This is a genomic window from Tenacibaculum soleae (assembly GCF_001693415.1).
In the GTDB taxonomy this organism is placed as follows: domain Bacteria; phylum Bacteroidota; class Bacteroidia; order Flavobacteriales; family Flavobacteriaceae; genus Polaribacter; species Polaribacter soleae.
Genome location: NZ_MAKX01000001.1, coordinates 970,179 through 990,515 on the forward strand (window position 1 = coordinate 970,179; position 20,337 = coordinate 990,515).

The 20,337-nt window shown below is 30.4% G+C and carries 15 protein-coding genes; 6 read left to right on the plus strand and 9 right to left on the minus strand.

Going from position 1 to position 20,337, the window contains the following annotated elements; translation table 11 throughout:
• Nucleotides 1-74 precede the first annotated feature (74 nt).
• The 5 genes from BA195_RS04525 (at nt 75) to BA195_RS04545 (ending at nt 5,151) form a co-directional block, all read left to right on the plus strand.
• Nucleotides 75-485 (plus strand): hypothetical protein, encoded by a 411-nt coding sequence (locus BA195_RS04525; RefSeq protein WP_028890295.1) that lies wholly within the window; start codon nt 75-77, stop codon nt 483-485.
• A 55-nt stretch (nt 486-540) separates the two neighbouring features.
• Nucleotides 541-873, plus strand: coding sequence for a hypothetical protein (locus tag BA195_RS04530; RefSeq protein WP_068702860.1), 333 nt, complete (start codon nt 541-543; stop codon nt 871-873).
• Between the two features lie 134 nt (nt 874-1,007).
• Complete coding sequence (locus tag BA195_RS04535; RefSeq protein WP_068702861.1) at nt 1,008-1,652, plus strand: hypothetical protein; 645 nt, start codon at nt 1,008-1,010, stop codon at nt 1,650-1,652.
• A 117-nt stretch (nt 1,653-1,769) separates the two neighbouring features.
• Entirely contained in the window at nt 1,770-3,608 is a 1,839-nt protein-coding gene (locus BA195_RS04540) for a leucine-rich repeat domain-containing protein (RefSeq protein WP_068702862.1), read from the plus strand.
• A gap of 46 nt (nt 3,609-3,654) precedes the next feature.
• Nucleotides 3,655-5,151: a M48 family metallopeptidase gene (locus tag BA195_RS04545; protein ID WP_064966625.1), complete on the plus strand. Its 1,497-nt coding sequence runs from the start codon at nt 3,655-3,657 to the stop codon at nt 5,149-5,151.
• Nucleotides 5,152-5,200: 49 nt separating this feature from the next.
• Here the strand turns inward: BA195_RS04545 and BA195_RS04550 are convergent, their stop codons facing one another.
• The 7 genes from BA195_RS04550 to msrB all read right to left on the minus strand — a co-directional run bounded on the left by BA195_RS04550 (nt 5,201) and on the right by msrB (nt 13,613).
• Nucleotides 5,201-5,584 carry a DUF423 domain-containing protein gene (locus BA195_RS04550; protein ID WP_068702867.1) on the minus strand — a complete coding sequence of 128 codons (384 nt, stop codon included), beginning with the start codon at nt 5,582-5,584 and terminating at the stop codon, nt 5,201-5,203.
• Between the two features lie 88 nt (nt 5,585-5,672).
• Nucleotides 5,673-9,329 (minus strand): metallophosphoesterase, encoded by a 3,657-nt coding sequence (locus BA195_RS04555; protein ID WP_068702868.1) that lies wholly within the window; start codon nt 9,327-9,329, stop codon nt 5,673-5,675.
• A 72-nt stretch (nt 9,330-9,401) separates the two neighbouring features.
• The gene (locus tag BA195_RS04560; RefSeq protein ID WP_068702870.1) at nt 9,402-9,980 is read right to left on the minus strand and encodes a nucleotidyltransferase family protein; all 579 of its coding nucleotides are present in this window, start codon (nt 9,978-9,980) and stop codon (nt 9,402-9,404) included.
• A gap of 4 nt (nt 9,981-9,984) precedes the next feature.
• A complete protein-coding gene (locus tag BA195_RS04565; RefSeq protein ID WP_068702872.1) occupies nt 9,985-11,004 on the minus strand; it encodes an XdhC family protein in 1,020 nt (339 codons plus the stop codon).
• A 38-nt stretch (nt 11,005-11,042) separates the two neighbouring features.
• Nucleotides 11,043-12,608 (minus strand): protein adenylyltransferase SelO, encoded by a 1,566-nt coding sequence (locus BA195_RS04570; RefSeq protein ID WP_068702874.1) that lies wholly within the window; start codon nt 12,606-12,608, stop codon nt 11,043-11,045.
• Between the two features lie 19 nt (nt 12,609-12,627).
• On the minus strand, nt 12,628-13,164 hold the full coding sequence (gene msrA / locus BA195_RS04575) for a peptide-methionine (S)-S-oxide reductase MsrA (protein WP_068702876.1): 537 nt from the start codon (nt 13,162-13,164) through the stop codon (nt 12,628-12,630).
• 2 nt (nt 13,165-13,166) lie between these two features.
• Complete coding sequence (gene msrB, locus BA195_RS04580; protein ID WP_068702877.1) at nt 13,167-13,613, minus strand: peptide-methionine (R)-S-oxide reductase MsrB; 447 nt, start codon at nt 13,611-13,613, stop codon at nt 13,167-13,169.
• A 156-nt stretch (nt 13,614-13,769) separates the two neighbouring features.
• Here msrB and BA195_RS04585 point away from each other — a divergent pair, with 156 nt between their 5' ends.
• Nucleotides 13,770-14,975 (plus strand): Pycsar system effector family protein, encoded by a 1,206-nt coding sequence (locus BA195_RS04585; protein WP_068702878.1) that lies wholly within the window; start codon nt 13,770-13,772, stop codon nt 14,973-14,975.
• Nucleotides 14,976-15,016: 41 nt separating this feature from the next.
• Here the strand turns inward: BA195_RS04585 and BA195_RS04590 are convergent, their stop codons facing one another.
• Nucleotides 15,017-17,410 carry a hypothetical protein gene (locus BA195_RS04590; RefSeq protein WP_068702879.1) on the minus strand — a complete coding sequence of 798 codons (2,394 nt, stop codon included), beginning with the start codon at nt 17,408-17,410 and terminating at the stop codon, nt 15,017-15,019.
• 139 nt (nt 17,411-17,549) lie between these two features.
• Nucleotides 17,550-20,321, minus strand: a complete 2,772-nt coding sequence (locus BA195_RS04595) for an outer membrane beta-barrel protein (protein WP_068702880.1) — start codon at nt 20,319-20,321, stop codon at nt 17,550-17,552.
• Nucleotides 20,322-20,337: the final 16 nt, after the last annotated feature.

The following is a 20,337-nucleotide window of genomic DNA, read 5'->3' on the forward strand; positions in this document are numbered from 1 at the left end:
AAACCGTTTTTTAAAAGCTATTTTTTCGATATAGTTTTGAGGTATAAATAAAAAATAACCTTAAAACAATTAAAATGGGACTTAAAGAAAAGAGATTTACAAAAACGTTTCAAGAAGAGCAATACCCAGCTTTAAAAGAGCAAATTAATGTAGCAGCTGGTTTTGATATAACTTTAGAAACAGCGTGGGAAACTTTATTTGAAGATCGTTTTTTACATTTATATAGCGATAGCTATCCTAAAATTTACTTTCAGCCATTAATTGAAAGCTTTTCAGCTATAACGGCAGATGATATGGGTAAAGAAGCTTTGAAAGAAAGCTTAAAAAAAGTAGTAATTGTTAATAATGACAATCATCACAACCCAACAAACGCATATACTTTTTCAGAAGGAGTTTTACAAATAAACCATAGTCCGATTTTAAATGCGGATGATGTAAGTTCAAGAACTAAGGTACTTACTAGCTTATTAGAAAATAATTTATAAAAATAAATCCTCCTTTTTTAATTTAAAAAAGGAGGATTTAAAAAAAAAATAAGATATGTTAAAAGGGCTATACCTAGGAGTATTTTTACTAGTTATCAGTACGTTTTATTCATGTGGTATAGCAACTAAAGTTGCTAAAAAAAGTTTAGTGGAGTATTTAGAGTTACATCATAAAGGAAAATACGAAATTGTTGTGTTCAAACGTAATTTTAATACAACGAATGTAAATTTCAACCTGTTTCTAGTAGCGTTAAGATTGGTAGAAATAAAAACAGTTTCAATAGTATTTGAATGGGATCCTAAATTGAAAAAATTACATAGGCCTTATTATAAAGAAGGAAATTCTAGAGCTTATTTAACTTCAAAAAATATTAAAGAGGTTTGTTAATTAATCGTTTTATGGCTATTTCATTTTAACACTTTCTTCCACCTTGTTTTTTTCTAAATAAGAGCAATACCTGTCTCTTTAAAATTATAAAACTAGTCAAGTTTTATTTACGCTCAATAATTAAATAAAAAAGAATGGATACATCATATATAAATAAGTTTAAGGCAAAGTCACCTGCTGCAATAATAGATCTTATTTTTAAAGAGAAAGAAGAAGTAGCAATTACTTTAACGCTTAAAAACGGAACATATTTAGAGGGTTTTATTGTTGATGTATTAAAAGAAGAATATCAAATAGCGGTATGTTTAAGAACTCAAAACAATGAAGTTTTCTTTTTTAATGTTCAAGAGGTTTGTTTATTAGGTATTAAATATCCGAAACAAATAGCTGTAGCATTGTCTGACGGTAGTGTGAGCAGACCCATTAATTCTAATGAAACAATAAGTGGTTTAGAGTTAAAAAGATGGGTTAATAAACAACAAGAAATATTAAATGTACCAATTAATCTAAGTATAGATAAAGTTGCATTACAAGAGTTAAACGTTCGGTTGAATTGTAAAGATATAGTAAACTCTCTTTTACAAGCAGTAACATTGGTGTGTAATGACTCAATGGCATTAGATATATGGAAAACTATAACAAGTATAACTATTGTTCAAGCAGCAAATTTTAAAGTAAAGAAGGTAGATAATGTTTTAGAGATTTCTATTGACACTAAAAAAGCATTACCAGAAAAATTAGAAAATATTCTAGTAGAGAAAATTGAATCAGTTTTGTGAGATACGCTTATAAAATGAATTACCGCGTATATAAAAGCAATAAAAGGGAGCTAATCATTAGACTTTATATTTGAATAAGGATTAAGAAAATTATAAGAAAACATACATAATATTACTATGGGACTAAGAGAAAAAAGAATTATTAAAGCATTTCAAAATGAGTTATACCCAAAAATTGAAGAGCAGATTTTTAAAGCAGCAAATTTTGATGTACTAATTTCTATCGCATGGAATACTTTACAAGAAGATCGTTTTTCACATTTATACAACGATACTTTTGTTAAAGTTTACTTTCAGCCATTAATAGACGGGCTAAAAGCTATTAATATAGACGAACTAGGGGGAGAATTATTAAGAAAAGGATTAAGAAAAATTGTTATTGAAAACAGTAAAAATGAAAGTAACCCAGAGAATGCGATTAGTTTCGAAGAAGGGGTTTTAAAAATAGATCATAGCCCGGTTATTAATGCTGATGCGATAGAAAGTAGAACTAAACGCATTATTACATTATTAGAGGATAATTTAGAGCGTTTTTCAGAAGCAGATGAAAACCTAAATGACATCTCTGTTGATTTTAATAAAAATAAAAATGCTTTTTCATTTGAAGAAGTTAATGGGGCAATAACAATTACTAAGTACAATGATGGACAAACAACAATTGTAATTCCTGAACTGATTAATAATAAGAAGGTAACAAAATTAGCTCCGTATTCATTTCAAGAAATGAATTTAGAGAAAGTAGTACTTCCTAAAACATTGTTAAGTATAGGAAAGCAAGCATTAGATGGTAATAAACTTACTCATATTAATTTACCAGAAGGTTTAATTGAAGTTGGTGAAGATGCTTTTTATGGAAACGAACTACAAACGCTTACTTTACCTGATAGTCTTGTTGTAATTGGAGACGGTGCCTTTTCTAGAAATACTATTTCGACATTGACTCTTTCGGAAAGTATGATAGAAATACCAAACTACTGTTTTTCTAATAGTGGTATTACAGAAGTAAAATTACCATTAAACCTTAAAAAAATAGGAGAATCTGCTTTTACAGGGAATAACTTAGCATTTTTGAGTATTCCAGAAAGTGTAGATTCTATTGGACCACAAGCATTTTCTGAAAGTAATAGATTAGAGAAAGTATCAATGCCAATAATATTCAAAGAAAGGATTGAAAACATTTTTTTTCGATCTGAAATTAATAATATTTCATTTGAATATCCAGGTACAGATTTAGTTAATAAAAGGGAAGAAGAACAAATAAAAGAGGGGGCTAAAAATGAACAACCCAAAGTAAATTTATCACAATTACATAACCAGTCGGTAGCATTAACTTTTGAACGTCAAGACCATTTTCAAGAAGTTGTTGAAGATTTAGGTTGGTCTTGTGATATGTTAGAAGGAACGGTAACATATGGTGAGCATGTTTTTAGAATGCAGGTGCTAGGAACATATTCTGAAAAAGAACAATCATGGCTTTGGGCATGGGCAAATAAACAAAGCGGAATTCCAGAGCAATTTTTAGAAGCTTCTTTAGCTTTAAAAAAAATAGGCGAAAAATATGGTATTGAAGATTTAACAATGCCAAAGATTGAAACAGAAAATGATCCAGGGCATTATTTTTCTTTTGTAGCTAATGGTGTCGTTGTATCGAGTTGTTATGCTCCTTTAAATTTTAAAGGAATAAAAGTTTATGTATTGCTAACATCTGAGTTAGTAGACGCGAAAGAAATTACAGAACCTGCTCTTATTTGTTCACATTTTGCAAAGGTTACCACCAGAATGAAATTTAGTCATAAACATGCTTTGTTCTCTTATTTAAATCAAAAAGGGTATAAAGTAGAATTGTCTGGTAATAATATTTTGGCTACTAAAGGGAACGACCAGATTCTAGGGATTTTCGACTTGAAAAATCGCTTATTAAAAGCATCTAATTCTAAAATAGCAACAAACGTATAGTAAGGTTACGTGTAAATAGGTAAGTCTAATATTTTAAATAAAAAAAATGAACGAATATAAATCTAAAAGTTTAACTGAATTAGAAAAAGAGCATCAAGAAGCACTTACTATTGCTCAGAATAAGATGCTAGAAGATTTAGCTGAAGCACAAGCAAATGGTGATACAGAAAAATTACAAGCTGTAAGCACTGCTTTTCAGGATACAGCACAACAATTAATAGAGCAATATACAAAGGGTATTGAAACAATAAATGCCTTAAACTTAAAGAATATTACTGAAAATATCGTTGAGGTTTATGATAATTCTAGAGCAGATATTGATTTAAATGCGTTGGTTTATGATGGTGATAGAGATTATGTTTTAACTTTTCAAGAAGATGAGTTAATTCAAAAAATATTAACCAAAATAAAAGATAACAACCCTGTTTTTAAATCACGTCGTCATTTATTAAAATCAAGTTTACGATTAACAAAAACCTTGGCACCTGTTTTACATGAAATAGGTTTGCATTGTAAAGAGGTTTTAAAGTTGAAATCTGATATAGAATTTTTTGTGTATCAAAGTGATACTTTTAATGCAGCTTGTTATCCGCCAGATGAAGACAAATTATACATTATTTTATCTTCTGGTCTTTTAGAGCGTTTTAAAAAGGATGAATTGGCCTTTGTGGTAGGTCATGAAATTGGGCATGTGCTTTTTGAGCATTTTAACTACCCAGTTAAGCACATTTTAGATGAAGGAGAAAACGAATTAGCGCCAATCTATGCAATGAAATTATATGCATGGAATAGAAATGCCGAAATTAGTGCAGATAGGGCAGGATTGTTATGTTGTCAAAGCTTTGAAGCAGCAGGACGTACATTTTTTAAACTATCATCAGGAGTAACTACAGATTCATTAGATTTTAAACTAAACGCATACATAGAGCAGTTTTCAGATTTAGAAGCAGTTTTAAAAGACGATACACACGACCCATCAGATTGGTATAGTAGTCATCCGTTTAGTCCACTTAGAATTAAAGCCCTAGAATTGTTTAATAAAAGTGAAACCTATGGTTTATTTAATCCATCTATAAAAGGAGAGATTACAGAAGAAGCTATGGAGTTAGAAATTAAACGAATTTTATCTCTAATGGAACCAGAAGATTTAGAAAACGAAACTGAGCATTCTGATAAAATACAACGTTTTATGTTTTTAGGTGGGTATATGATTTCTAAAGCTGATGGAACCGTAGACGATTCTGAAATACAAGCCTTAAGTAGTATTGTTTCTCCTGCAATTTTTGCAGAATGTATGTTAACAGTTAAAGGATTAACAGAAGATGATATTATTACAGAGATAATTGATTTAGCAAAAGAATTAGATGTTGTACTATCTGTAATGCAAAAATTAAATATGCTTAGAGATTTATCTATAATCTCGTATGCAGATGGTCAAATAGATGCAGAAGAAGTAAATGTACTGCATAATTTAGCAAAACAACTATATATAAAAACAGAGTTTATAGATAGAGTGATTAGTGATGCTCAAAATGTAGATTAAAAATACCCTTATCCCCATGAGGCTTATTTTGCTGTTAAACTGTAAACTGTTAAAAGTTTACAGTTTGACTTATTTGGTATATTAATGTAGCCCATCCAGTAACTAATAATAAACCTCCTAATGGTGTTATTGGACCAAGGAATTTCATTTTTTTGCCTTTTGCGTCAGATAAGACCAATCCGTAAATACTAAAAGAAAAAAGAATGATGCCAAAAATAAAAGAGTAGTTCATTAATTGATTAGAGCCTTTAAAATAGCTTCCTACAAATAATAAAACAATTGCGTGATACATTTGGTATTTTACACCTGTTTCAAACGATTTTAGTTGATCTTCAGATAAAATTTTCTTTAAAGCGTGCGCGCCAAAAGCACCAAATATTACTGCTAATAAGCCGAAAACAGCTCCTGAAATTAAAACAATTTGTTGTGTCATTATAATATATATGATTAATTTAAATGTGTTTTATAATAGTTTTTAGATTTGATTTTCATCATAATTTATTATTTATTGAAAAACATATTTAAAAATTAAATCCGATGCTAAAAGCAACTCTGTCTTCTGATGAATCTCCTCTAAAATAAGAAACATTTGCAGTAAATAAGTCAATTCCACTAATCCAAAGAGAACCACCATAACTAGTATGCCATTTTTTAGAATCAGGTGAATAAGGTGACCATATTTTACCGTAATCAAATCCACCCGTAATTCCAAGTTTTAAAGGGATAATATTGTTTTTTATACGTCCAAAGCGTAAACGAATATCGTTACTATGGTAAAAACTTTGTGTCCCTGTAAAGCGCTCTCTATTAAATCCTCTTAAATTACGATCACCACCTAAAGTGGCAGCTTGATATATTTCAAAACGATTTCCAATATTTAAATGTGTGCCAACTTCAGAAGCATAAACCATCGATCGGTTAGGAACTAAGTTTTGATAAATAGCCATTGAAGTTTTAAAATACCCAAAACGTCTATTAAAATCATCAAAATTTGCTTTGGCCCCCAAAGTAAGATCAAAATTCATTCCTTTGGTAGGAAAACTAACGTTGTCAACCCTATTATGGTTAAAATTTAATTCTCCTCCCCAAAAATAATTGGTATCGAATATTGATGTTGGTTGTGCATTAAAATTAGTAATGTTTCTTGTAGGAATATCTTCAATCTCAATAGCTTCAAAAATTCCTGTAAGTCTAAATTTACTTCCTCCTCGCAATCGTTTTAATAGTGAAGGAGAAAAGCTAATTTCTTCTTTTTTTACTCGATAATGATCTAAATCATAAGTTTGATTGTAAACAGATTCATTCCCCCATCCGAAGAAATTAAAGGAATAATTGTTACTGGTTACTTTTGCACGTAATTCTAAGTTCCAATTACCAATAAACTCGGTAAATTCACCTTTATATTCTAAATCATAACCATTGGTGGCAGAATAGTAATTTGCAGTAATTATTTGTTGATTTGCAAAAGGAAGTTTTTTAAACCCGTAGTTGGTAAAATTAACAGAGGCTCCGAAGAAAAAACCATCATCAGGGTTGCTCCCTAAACTAGGAGTAACAACGGTAGTATTGTTGTTAATGTCTCTGTGGTTATAAGTGTTTTTAAAATAACTGTTTGAGCGTAAATCAGCCGTTTCACTACTTTTATTTATGGTGTTTTTCTTGGCTTTAAAGTCGTAAATTTTTGTTTTTTTACTCCAGCCAGCAACAGTTGATTTATCGGTATATACATCATGATTTTGACCGCCTATTAATCGAATTAAAATTCCGTCATTAACATCACCAGAAATTAAAAATTCATCATCACCATTTAATCCATAGATTTGAATTTCTTTGGTTTCTTTGGTTTTTAAAGTGCGATTGTAAATTTCATTTTTACCCCTTAAAACTGTAACATTTGTTTCGTTGTCGTTAATACGTTTTATGGTAAAAACATCGTCTTTATCTGTACCGATAATGTATACTATGTTAGCATATTTGTTGTAGTAACGTTTAGCAATTTCTTTTAGCTTGTTTCTACGTGATTTTAGTTTAGCAATAGTTTCTTCACTATCTAATTTGTAAACAGCTTCGGGTAGTTGTTTAATCGCTTTTTCGATTACAGCATCTGTTAGATGTTTTTGAATATAATCGGCTTGTTTGTACCAGTCTTCTATTGTCAGTTCGTTTAAAAATTCAGCGTCAAAAAACCGAGGATAATTGTTGTACCATTTCATGTTTTTGATGTCATGATCAAACGTTTGCATATTTTTTACTAGGGGTGCAAATTGTTTAAAAATAGGAATCATAATACCATCAAATTTAGAAAATGGTTGGTCTCTATCTCTTGGTATTGGGCGATAAAATGTTTTACCTTCATCGGTTTTAAATGAAGCCCAACGCCATTGATCTTCATGCCTATCCCAATCGCCAATCACCATATCAAACAGTCTAGAACGAACAGCCCATTCTTGGTCTACACTATGTTTACCGTTTTTTCTAATTTTTTCTAACACATCAAAAGTGCTAATAATATCTTTAGAGTTACCAAAATTATCGAGGTCACTTCTGTCTTTAGCAGGGCGTTCTTCTAGCAAATATAATTCGCCACCAAAAATATCATTATAAGTTCCTAAAGCAGGTTGTTTAGGCATGTAATACAATTTAGGGTTTGTGTGATAAATATTTACAGCACTTGCCATATCAGGAATTACAAATGCACCAAAAGGGTGCGACATGGTAAAAATATCATGTAAAACATCAACCACAAAAGTACCTTTTAAAACACCACCCATAATACGACTACCGTCTTTTACCATAGATCGTAAAACGTATTGTTTACCATTGGTATTTTGTAATCGTAACGAGTTTGTTTGATTACCACCACCTCGTCTAATAGGTTTTATACCTCCAAAAACACTGTCGAGATTAAGAACAGGAACTTTAATTTTAGTGCCGTATTTTTTACGATGTAAATCTCCCCAAATAAATTTATGAAAATCACTAACTTCAGTTGTTTTTGGATTATAAATAGATGTTTCTATAAATTTTTGGTGTTTGTCAAATTCAGAAAAATGAATGTGATTTTCTTGTTTTTTTGGTTGTACTATTTGTTTGCTAAATAATAACTTATTTTGATCAGTTGTATTGGCTGCATAATATTCAATTATAGCAGAACCATCTTTATAATAATTTAATTTAGCGTACCCATGATTACCATACGTAAACTGAGCTCCGTGTCCAACTAAGGCGGCAGATTGTTTGGATCCAGATCCGCTGATTACTTGTTTAAAACCATGTTTTTCAATGTACTGTAAATTATGTTCATGCCCAGAAACAAAAACAACATTTTGGTTGAAATCAGCAGAAATACTTTGTATTTGGGTTATAAAATTATTGTAGTTTTCATTGAAATTATCGGTTTGAATACCTACATGCGACCGAATTACATTTTTAAGGGTTCCTAATACTGGAACTGGGCTTAAGTGATCTTTTACAGAAAAACTCCCTCCATGAGGGCCATTACTGTATAAAGGATGGTGCATTGCTACCACTACATTTTTATACCTATTTTTTTTAAATAAACTAGATACTTCATCAATAAAACGTTCGCGAGTTTTAATGGTGCAATTATCATTAATTTTAGGTTCTTTATCCCAGTTCATAATAAACCAACGGCTATCAATAATGATTAAAGTAATATCATCTGAGATATCAACTTTTTTTAATCCGCAACCATTTTCTGGTAAAAATGAACCTTTACCTAACGCTTTTTCAACTAATTTTTCCTGTCGCTTTAATCCATCAACACCATTGTACCAATCGTGATTTCCTGGAATAAAAATACTTCTCCCTTTTTGATCTTTAACAGCATTAATTTGTGTTTGTATTCGATGTTTGGCTAAAGTATAAGCCTCATTTTTTTCAGGAGGAATACCATAAGGGTATACATTATCACCTAAAAATAAGGCAGTCGAATTTTTAGATGCTTGTTGTAATTCTTTTTCAAAATAGACTAACGACGGAATCGTTTTTCCTTCTTCGGCATTACCAGCATCACCAATTAAATAAAATGAGTGTACGAGTTCTTTATCAGTATTAATTTTTTTTGATAAATTTTCATCAATGTATTTTGCTTGGTAAGAAGCACAGCCTGTTAAAATTATAACAGCAATAAAATAAATAAAAGCTCTAAAATTCATAAAACAAATTAATTTGAATGCAAAAGTAATTTATATTCCTTAAAAGGATGTTCTTTAATAGGGCTTATATAATTACTTAACAAGGTTTTTATAATCTTCTCTCGTGTCAATATCAATTAAATTAAAAGTGGACATTTTTATGATTTCTGATAAATGCATTTTTAAAAAATCCTTTGCCCCATTATCTCCTTTTAAATTTATTAATTTATTAAAATATTGCCTTGGGAATAGGACAGGAACCCCCATTTTATTTCCATAATTAGAAACAACAATTTTACTGTTATTCTCTTCGGATGTAATTATCAATTGGTTTAAATAGTCAGTAGTTACATTGGGTTGATCTGCTAACATTATTAAAACAGAATCGAAATTTTTATCTTTTAAGTGATTAATTCCAGCAATAATACTAGTGCTTAGTCCGTTGTTGTAATCTACATTATAAATAGTTTCAACTAAATAATTTTCAATTGATTTTTCAATAATTTCTGAATTAGCTCCTAGCACACAAAACACAGTATTTGCTTTTGATTGTTTTGCTTGTTCAATAGCCCAACCTAATAACGTAGTTTTTTTGTAAGAAAGCAGTTGTTTTGTGCTTCCCATTCGGGATGATTTTCCTGCAGCGAGAATTAAAATTGCTGTTTTTTTCATCTTTTTAGGTATGAATTTTACCTGTTATTTTTTTTAAAGAAAACACTTCTTTTTTACGAACTACCGACAGTATTTCGGCAAGAATAGAAAGTGCAATTTCTTCGGGAGTTTCTGCACCAATATTTAATCCAGCAGGAGTGTGAATTTTTTCTAAGAAATCATCAGTAACATCAGGAGCCAAGTCAAACAATTCGTTTAGTAGTTTTTCGCGTCGTTTTGCTGCACCTAAAATTCCTATATACACGGGGTTTTGCTCTTGCAATTTAATAATCCAACGTAAATCATAGGTGAAATTATGATTCATAATTACAACGGCGGTGTTTTCATTGATATTTGTTAATTGAATAACTTCTGGAGTTTGAGCTATAACTGATTTTGCAGTAGGAAAGTCAGCCAATTGTTTTGGGTCTTTAATGGAAGTAATTACATCAACTTCCCAACCCAATAAAGTTGCTTGATTAGATAATTTAACAGCATCATGCTCTCCACCAACAATTAATAAACGAAACAAAGGTTGTAGTTTTTGTTCAAAAAACAAATTGTTGTTTTTTTCTGATGGATTAAAAGGTTTAGAAAAAGGCAATGTTACATTGTTATTAAATTGAATAACCGAACCAAAATTATCATAAACTTCATCCTCTCTTTTGTAATAAGAAGTAATAATAAAAGGTTTTCTAGCAGATAAATGGTTAGAAAAAGTAGTTATAAATTCTGATGATAAATAAACCGATTCCAATAAAATATACAGCACTCCTTCACAGCCTAAGCGATACCGACCGTCATAGGTAATAACTTTCGGTTTTCCATCATTAAAAACTGATTGCGCTCTGCGTTGCACTTCTTTTTCTACACAGCCACCGCTTACAGCTCCTGTAATTTTTTTATCTGAAGAAAGTAACATTCTAACACCAGGTTTTCTGTAAGAAGAACCTTCTAAATCAACAACGGTTGCCAATACATTTTGTATGCCTTTTTGCTGATTTAAAATAATTTGCTGAACAATTTCTTTAAATTCGTGCGTCATCTAATAATGTAAGTTTCTGTTTTTAAAAATACAATTTTTTATGAACTACAACTCAATACAGAGCAGCCTACTTTATGTCTAGCCCATTCAGGTCGTTTAGCAAACCATTTTTCGTAATTTGGTTGCTCAGCATATGGTTTTTTAAGCAATTGGTATAATTCTTCAATTAATAAATAATCGCCTTCGTTGGCAGCATCAATAGCCAATTGTGCCATATAATTTCGCAGCACATATTTAGGGTTTACTAAATCCATTTTTTCTTTTTTCTCGGTATCTGAAAAAGTTTCTTGTTGTAATCTTTTTAAATAACGTTGCAACCAATCTTTCCAATGCGTTTTTATTTCGTCTTTTACTTCATCAATAGTATAAAAAGCATTTGTAATTTTTTTAAAAGCACCTTCAAAAGTATCTTCCGAACTAATATTTGCTAAATTTCTAAAGAAAATAGTCATGTCGGTTTCTGTTAAATGTAAGGTTTCTTCTAATCTACCAATAAGCTCTTTGTCGTTTTCATCATCAGAAAATAAACCGATTTTAGCTTTCATTATATGATGTTTCTTTTCATTATAAATGTCAGAATATTCGTCTAAAATTGCTTGTATTGGTGCTACTTCTTCAATAAGAGGGTACAATGCGTTTGCGAGTTGAAACAAATTCCATAAACCAATTTGCGATTGGTTTCCGTATCGGTACCTTTTATGTTGATTGTCGGTTGTATTTGGTGTCCAACCAAAATCATAGCCTTCTAACCAACCATAAGGGCCATAATCTATTGTTAATCCTAAAATAGACATGTTATCGGTGTTCATTACGCCATGTACAAAACCAACGCGTTGCCAATGCACAATCATATCGATGGTTTTATTTCTTATTTCTGATAAAAAATCGAGATATTTTTGTTTTCCTTCGGATGTGATTTCCGGATAAAAATATTTGATGGTATAATCTGCTAAGACTTTTAGAGCAGGTGTATTTTTTCTTGCTGATAAAATTTCGAAATTCCCAAAACGGATAAAACTTGCCGCTAAACGAGTAACGATAGCTCCTTTTTCGTAGGCCGAATTACCGTTGTAAAGCATGTCTCTTAAAACTTTATCACCTGATAAACTTAACGACAAAGCGCGCGTGGTTGGAACACCTAAATGAAACATGGCTTCGCTACACAAATATTCTCTGATGGATGAACGTAAAACGGCTAAACCATCGGCAGTTCTTGAGTATGGAGTTTCGCCAGATCCTTTTAATTGTATTGCCCAACGTTTGTTGTTGTGAACAACTTCGGTTAAGTTTATAGCACGACCATCACCCAATTGTCCTGCCCAATTACCAAACTGATGTCCACCATAACACATGGCAAAAGGATGGGTGTTTTGTATGATTTTATTTCCAGTAAAAACCTTTAAAAACGCTTCTGAATTTGCATCTTCAGTTGATAGTCCGATTTCGTTTAACATTTCTGTAGAAACATGTAATAATTTCGGGTTTGCAGTTTTTGTAGGTTCAACAAACGAAAAACAAGCATCTAAAACTTGCCTGCGAGTGTTTCCTGTAATTTTATCGGCAGGTAATTCTTTATTAAAAGTATCTTGAATGTTAAGTTTCATCGTCTTTTTAAAAATAGTGCTATTTTAATTTGTCGGCATGTAATTTTCGCAATTTGGCTAGTTTTGGTTCAATTACAAAACTACAATATCCTTGTTGCGTATTTTCTCGATAATAATTTTGGTGTTCTTCTGTTGCTTTATAAAAAATAACGTATTTGGTTACTTCGGTTACTATTGCATCTTCATAGTAAGGTGTAATTTCTTTTAAAACATGCTGTGCTATTTTTTTTTGTATATCAGAATGATAAAAAATTACAGAACGATATGCTGTTCCACGATCAGCACCTTGTTGATTTAAAGTTGTAGGATCATGAGTTGTCATAAAAATAATTAAAATTTCTTGATAAGAAATAACAGCAGCGTCAAAAGTTATCTGAATAACCTCTGCATGACCAGTTAATCCAGAACATACTTCGCGATACGTTGGATGCCCAGGAACTGTACCTCCAGCATAACCTGAAACAACTTTTTCAACTCCTTTTACTTTTTGAAAAACAGCTTCGGTACACCAAAAACACCCGCCACCTAAAGTGGCTATTTGTAAATTTTTAGTCATAATTATTCTTTATCTAATTGCATTGCTTCTGAATTGATACAATATCTTAACCCACTTGGTTCTGGTCCATCAGGAAAAACATGTCCTAAATGTGCATCGCAAGTATTACATAATACCTCCACGCGCACCATACCAAAAGTTATGTCTCTATGATATTGAATTGCATTTTCTGTAATTGGTTGTGTAAAACTTGGCCATCCTGAACTTGAATTGAATTTTATAGTTGAATCAAATAAAGGAGTATTGCAACAAACACAATTATATTTCCCTTCATCATAACTAGTACATAATTCACCTGAAAAAGGACGCTCAGTTCCTTTTAAACGTGTAATTCTAAACTGTTCAGGTGTTAGTAGTTTTTTCCATTCATTTTCAGTTTTTTCAACTCTTTTTGTGGGAGTTGGGTTTCCTTTTACAGCAAAATGAATAATTTTTTCCCAAGTTAGCATACAAATTTTGGTTTTAATAATTAGGATTAAAAATATACTAATTTTAAATGACAATAATTAGGTACTTTTTGTACGTTAGTTTGTCGTGTTTAATCCGACAAACTTACATCTAATTAATAGTTAAATATTATTTTTAATTTAGCAAAAACCTTTTTAATGAAAAATTTATTAATTGAAGCTGAAAATTTTGTTATTCATCTTTTAAATGAAAAATTAACATCTTCGTTTGTTTATCACAATGTATTTCATACGCAACGAGTTGTCGAAAAAGCAAAAGAGTTGGTTGAAGGGATGCAAATTGATGAGGCATCTGCAAATAAATTATTGTTAGCGGCTTGGTTTCATGATACAGGTTATATTAAACAGATTGATGGTCATGAGGAAGAAAGCGTTAAAATAGCAGCGTTGTTTTTTAGAGAAAGAAATGTTTCAGAAACTATAATTAAAGAAGTTTCGGAGTTAATTTTAGTAACAAAAATGGATGCAACACCAGTTACTGAATTAGAAAAAATAATTTGTGATGCAGATTGTTCTCATTTAGGAAGTAAAAATTTTAGCGAGTATAATTCTTTATTAAGAAAAGAGTGGGAATTGGCTAAAAATCATGTTGTTTCTGATTTTGAATGGATTGAAGAGAATATAAATTTTTTAACAAATTATAGGTTTTATACTAGTTTTGCTGTTAAAAATTGGGAAAAACCTAAAAGTAAAAACTTAGCGCAGTTATTAAAGATTCAAAAAAAAACAGCTCAAGAAAATAGAAAGTTAAAGCAAAAAAGGGAGGAATTGGCTTTTAAAAAGAATAAAGTAGAATTACCTGAACGCGGAATTGAAACAATGTTTCGTGTTGCATTGAGAAACCATATAACATTAAGTGATATTGCTGATACAAAGGCAAATATTTTATTATCGGTAAACGCAATTATTATTTCGATGACGCTGTCTACACTAATCCCAAAGTTAGACAACCCATCAAATCATTATTTAATTATTCCGTCAATAGTTTTTATTTTATTTACGGTAGCTTCTATTATCTTATCAATAATGGCAACACGTCCTAATGTAACAGAAGGCAAGTTTACCAAAGAAGATGTTGCAAATAAAAAGGTAAATTTATTATTTTTTGGGAATTTTCATCAAATGAGTATGCCTGATTTTGAATGGGCAATGCATGAAATGATGAAAGATCGTGATTATTTGTATGGTTCACTTACAAAAGACTTATATTTTTTAGGATTGGTTTTAAATAGGAAATATAAATTATTAAGAACCACTTATACCGTTTTTATGATAGGTATAATTATAAGTGTAATTGTTTTTGCCATAGCGTTTCAAATGCAAGAAGTAACAAACCTAGTTTAGTAAAAAGAAAATCCTTTGTAATTCACGAAGGATTTTCTTTTTTAGTGTTTAAATTCTTCTATTAATTCGTCAATAGAAATAGTTTTTTTACTATCAAAACCTTCTTGATAAATGACTTCGATACGTAGCGCTTTTAGGCCAGAAACCCCTTGTAAGTCTTCTAATTCTAGTTTTTCGATATCACCTAACAAGTTTTTTGACTGTAAATAACTAATGTATTTTAGATACTCATTAGCATCTTTATCTTGCGAATAAACAATGGCTATTTTTCCAGGAACGGTTAAGCGCTCTTGCGTATTTTTAATATGGGCTTTATCTATTCGTTTTTTTATAATTTCATACCTAATATTATAAGCTCCATCAACATCAAATTGTTTTTCATCCATTCTAAATTTTATAGATAAAGGATTACTGTGTACTAATATTAAAGAAGCAACTTGTAAGTCATGATCCATAGCTTTACGTGCAGTATTAGCAACGTTTTCCATTTCACACATTGTTTGTAGTTGCCACAAGCGTAAGTTATAAAGATATAGTTGATCAAACTTTTTTTGCTTGGTTAAAGATTGCCCGATATACATGTTGTATTCTATACCGTCGGTTTTATAACGTTCAAAGTAATGTGGAAACATTACTTGTGCATTTCCTTGTTTCTTGTCAATAAATTTAGCGAGTTTGTCATTTAATAACGTAACGCTTTGTTCATAAGCTTTTCGTTTTTCATAAACTACATGTAGGTTGCTGTCTAAACGCTTCATATAAGTATTTACAACGCTAGTTAAATTATTGTTTAGCGATTTAATATGTTTAAATACTGGGTAAATTTCTCTGCTTAAAAAATCTAAAATACCAACTTCATCACCTGCTTTTAATCCGTTAATAACAGCATTTAGATACTCGTTTACACGAAAGGTTAACTCTTGGTAAATAGGTAGTTTTTCAGATTTACATGCTTGTTTCAATACAGATATAGCTAAGGTAAGTTGTGTAATTAAATCCTCTTTAATAGCTTCGTTTCTTGCTAAAGAAGATCCTTTTATATCTGTTTGACCATATAAAGGGTATACATTTTTAAAAACAATTTGTTCGATTTTTACATTTTCTTTTTTAGTAAAAACATCCGTTTGATATTGCTCAGCTGCTTCGTAAAATTTCCATTTTACTGTTGGGTGTAAAGAGGTGTAGTGTTCTTGTATTGTAGCTTCTAAAATGTTTATATATTCCTCCGAAAAACGGTCAATAGCTGCTTTAAAAACAGGAACAATGTCTGTTAATTTTTGATGATTTACCGAGTTTAATTCATAAGGTCTAGGAGAAGCTATTTCTAACAGCGCCAAATCATTATTTTCACTAGCTTTAAATGGAATTAATAAAATACTTCCAATATTTTTATCTTTTAATCGGTTAAAAAACTGATTACCTTTAGTGTTTTTTCCGTAGTTGTCAGTGTTTGAAATAATAACGGTTTCTTGTTTGTTAAAAAGCTTAGTGATAACATGATCACAAAAAAAAGTATTACAAGCTATTTCTTTTTCTTCTGTTAATAAAATAATGCTTTCAGATTTTTTAATCCGAGTGGATTGTAACGACAAATCGGTAGTGTCAAATACAGAAAAACCTACTTTTAAGTCTTTAATATTATAAAATTCGCTTAAGTTTTTACGCAGTTTTTCAATAATATTCCCATCGTCTTTTTGTAGTAAACTTGTTCTTATTGATGAGATGTTTTCGTCAGCAGTAACATCAAATAGCGTCATTAAACCGAAGCCTTTGAAAATATAGCTGTTCGGAGGGAATTTTTCTTTCCACACTTCAATGTTATCATAGTTGTCTAAAAGAATTTTAATATCTTCCTCAGTAATTTTTGGTGCACTACTAGAAGGTGCTACTTCCATAAAATCACCATTAAATGCCACACGATAATGTTTCATGATATTGTTTTCCTTATCAGGAATGTCAAAGAAAAAAGGACGTTTTAAGTCGATAGGATGGTTATAATACATGTTTAAAATAAAGGTACATGCCATGATGTACATTTTATCTTCTTCAAAATCTCTTACTTTAAATTCAAATCCTTCTCCAGCATTTTTAAGAATGTTTTCAAGTCGTTTAGTAAATTTAAATGAAGCGAAAGAGAAAGGAATTGTAGCTGCTTTTATTTCGTTTAAGGTTAATATTTCTGGGAATAAGGCTTCTAATAAAACATCGATAGTTTCTTCGTGTTTTTTTAGTAGAGAAAGGTCGGAAAATCCTTCGATAAGTTCTGGGTGGTTTTCAATTTCTTTAATTAATATGTTAACTGAAGCATCGAAAGGATGGTTTTTAGAGTTACTATTTTTATACTCTTTAAGCATATTATAGATTTTCTTAAAACTTACATTTAGTTGTAGTGGTAACTCTGTGTTTTGAAATTTTTTTAATTTTCTAACCTTCATAAAATATTTTCTTAACCTAATTACAAATTTACAAAATTTGTAGGCATATAGTCGTTGTTGCTTAATAAAGCTTTCATAGGCTAAAGCGTAAAAAAAAAGACATTAATTTAATTAATGACTTTTTTTGATAATTTTTATGTTAAAAAAACATTTTATAATCTCTTACTTTTCCTTTTTTTCCTAAGCTATTAAATTTCCAACTAAAACCTAACATAAAGTATTGTTGTAATACTGTACTTTGTGAGTCTTCAATATAATTAGAAGTTGCTCTACGTTGTGCATTGGTGTTTTGGTTTAATAAGTCATAGGCTTTTAAACTAATTGTACCTTGATCTTTTAATACAGAATAAGCTAAAGTTGCGTTCCAGAACCAAGAAGATTTGTTAAAGCCAATTACATTTGCATTGTAGTTGTACCTTATATCATTTCTCCATTCTAATTTTTTTGGAAAATTAGTTTTTGTTCTAAAACGTAAGGTTTGACTCGTAAAGTTTTGATTTTGATTCGTGTTAATGTCGTATTTAGTTTTAGAGAATGAAACATCGTAGCGAGTTTCAATTGAAATAAGCTTATTCCACTCTAAAGTTATTCCTAAGTTTGGTCTAAAAGAAGTTGTTTGAGCTCCTTCTTTTACTGTGTTTACTATGTTAAAATTTTTGTAGATACTTACATTAGAACCTGCTCTAAGTTTTAAATTGGTAATAGAGTCTAACTTAAGTTTTTTACTATAACTACCACCTCCCCAAAAATCGTAGCCTTCATCAGTGTTTTCGTAGGTTGAATTTCTGATAAACTCATCAGAGATCGTAGTATTTGAAATAATTTGATTTTTGAAAATACTACCACTCATATATAAATAGAGACCTGTACCAGCTTGCCAATTATATTTGTTAAAGTTAATGTAAGCTCTGTGGTTTTGTGTAGGTTTTAATTCTGGGTTACCTGTAATAATGTTAGATGGGTTGCTAACATTTGCAAATGGTTGAATTTGATTAATGTTAGGAACTTGATTTGTTAAACGATAATCAAAATAAATTGAAGCTTTTGAATCGAATCTATATCTAAAACCAGCATCTAGCGCTAAATTATTAAATTCTTTTTCTAAACTTAAATTTGGACGTAGTTTATCGTTGTTTTCTAATGTTCTGTTTACAAAACCAGTCTCAAAATTAAAACGCCATTTTTTCGTTTTATAAATTAACTCCAGCGCAGGTGTTTTAGCAATATCGTTATAGGTAAAATCTGAACTTAAACTTTGATTAAAATCACTGTATTGTTGAGTCGTGTTGTTAAAATCATACGTGTCTTCTTTGTTTTCTCTTTCATCGTTTTGATACGTGTATTTTGCATCTAAAAATAATTTTTTAGCAATTAAAGGAAAACGGTAAGTAACCTTTGTGTTAAAGCTATTTAAATTATTTGAAATTGCGCTTTCTTGATCCCTATTTTCAGTACTAGCATTTGGGCCGAATACTTCAATGGTCGATTTATTTAATTCGTCTGTATCAGCTTTGTCTATTTGATTTGTAATAGATGTTTTAATAAATGACCCTTTATTACCTAGTTTTTTGGTTAAATCAATAGTGTTTTGAAAATTATTAGCTTTAGATTTAACATAAGAATTACTGGTGTAATTGTTTGTTAAAGTGCCGTTTTCGTCTAAAGATTCTTCTTGTCTGCTGTTACTACCGTCTCTTTTATTAAAAACAAAAGAAGGTTTTATATTAATTAAAAAAGTTGAGTCAATTTTTATATCAAATTCAACACCAATGCTATGGTTATGGTTTTCATTATCAGATTTAGAAATAGAGTTTGAGAAGTATTTTCTGTCTGGAAGCGTGTATTCTTTGTTGCTTTTAGATTCATCATTAGAGTTGCTGCCAGAATAAAAGTAATTTGCATTTACATCAACACCCTTGCCGTATTGATCGGCATAAGTTGCGCCAGCTGTTTTAGATTTTACAATTCCACTTCCTCCGCCAAAACGTCTACCATTAATGCTAAAACTACCATTGCTGCTAACCCAATTGTTACCGCCGCCAAACATTTTTTGAATTTCACCAAAGCTAAAACCAGGAGAGTTTATGTTGTTGGTGCTTGCCAGAATACTAAATCGTTGGTCGTTGTCAAAACGATTAACCATTGTAGCTCCTTCAAAACGTTTGTCTGTTCCTGCGCCAGCAGATACTCTACCAAACCAACCTTTATTGTTTTCTTTTTTTATGGTAAGGTTAATTGTTTTATTGTTGGCGTCTCCTTTTTCGCCTGAAAACGCCTCTGATTTTGATTTGGTATCGGTAATTTGAACTTTTTCAATAATTTCTTTTGTTAAGTTTTTGGTTGTAATACTTGGGTCGTTACCAAAAAAAGGTTTTCCGTTTACTAGTATTTTATTCACTTCTTTACCGTTTACGGTAATTTTCCCTTCTTCGTCTACTTCTACACCTGGTAATTTTTTTAGTAGATCTTCAACGTTAGCATCTTTTTTTGTTTTAAAGGATTTTACATTGAACTCTAAAGTGTCTTTTTTAATAGTGATAGGTGCTCTTGATTTTATAACAACTTCATTAAGTAAATTACTTTCTTCTTTTAAAGAAATAGTACTTAAGTTAAAATTACTTTTTTTTCCTAAAGTAATTGTTTTAGTGTAGTTATCCATTCCTATGTAAGAGATGAATAGTTTTAAGTTTTTGTGAAAAGATTTACCCTCTAAAGAGAAGTTTCCTTTATTGTCAGATATTGTATAGGAAACAACTGTGCTGTCTTTTATTTTTTCTAAATGAATGGTTGCAGCTTCAATGGGTGTTTTTTCTTTACCGCTATTAATTTTACCAGTAATCTTAAATGGGTAAGATTGAGCAAATGTACTTGTAGTAAGTAATAACGTAAAAACAAAAAGTAGTTTTTTCATTGCTTTTTTATGAGTT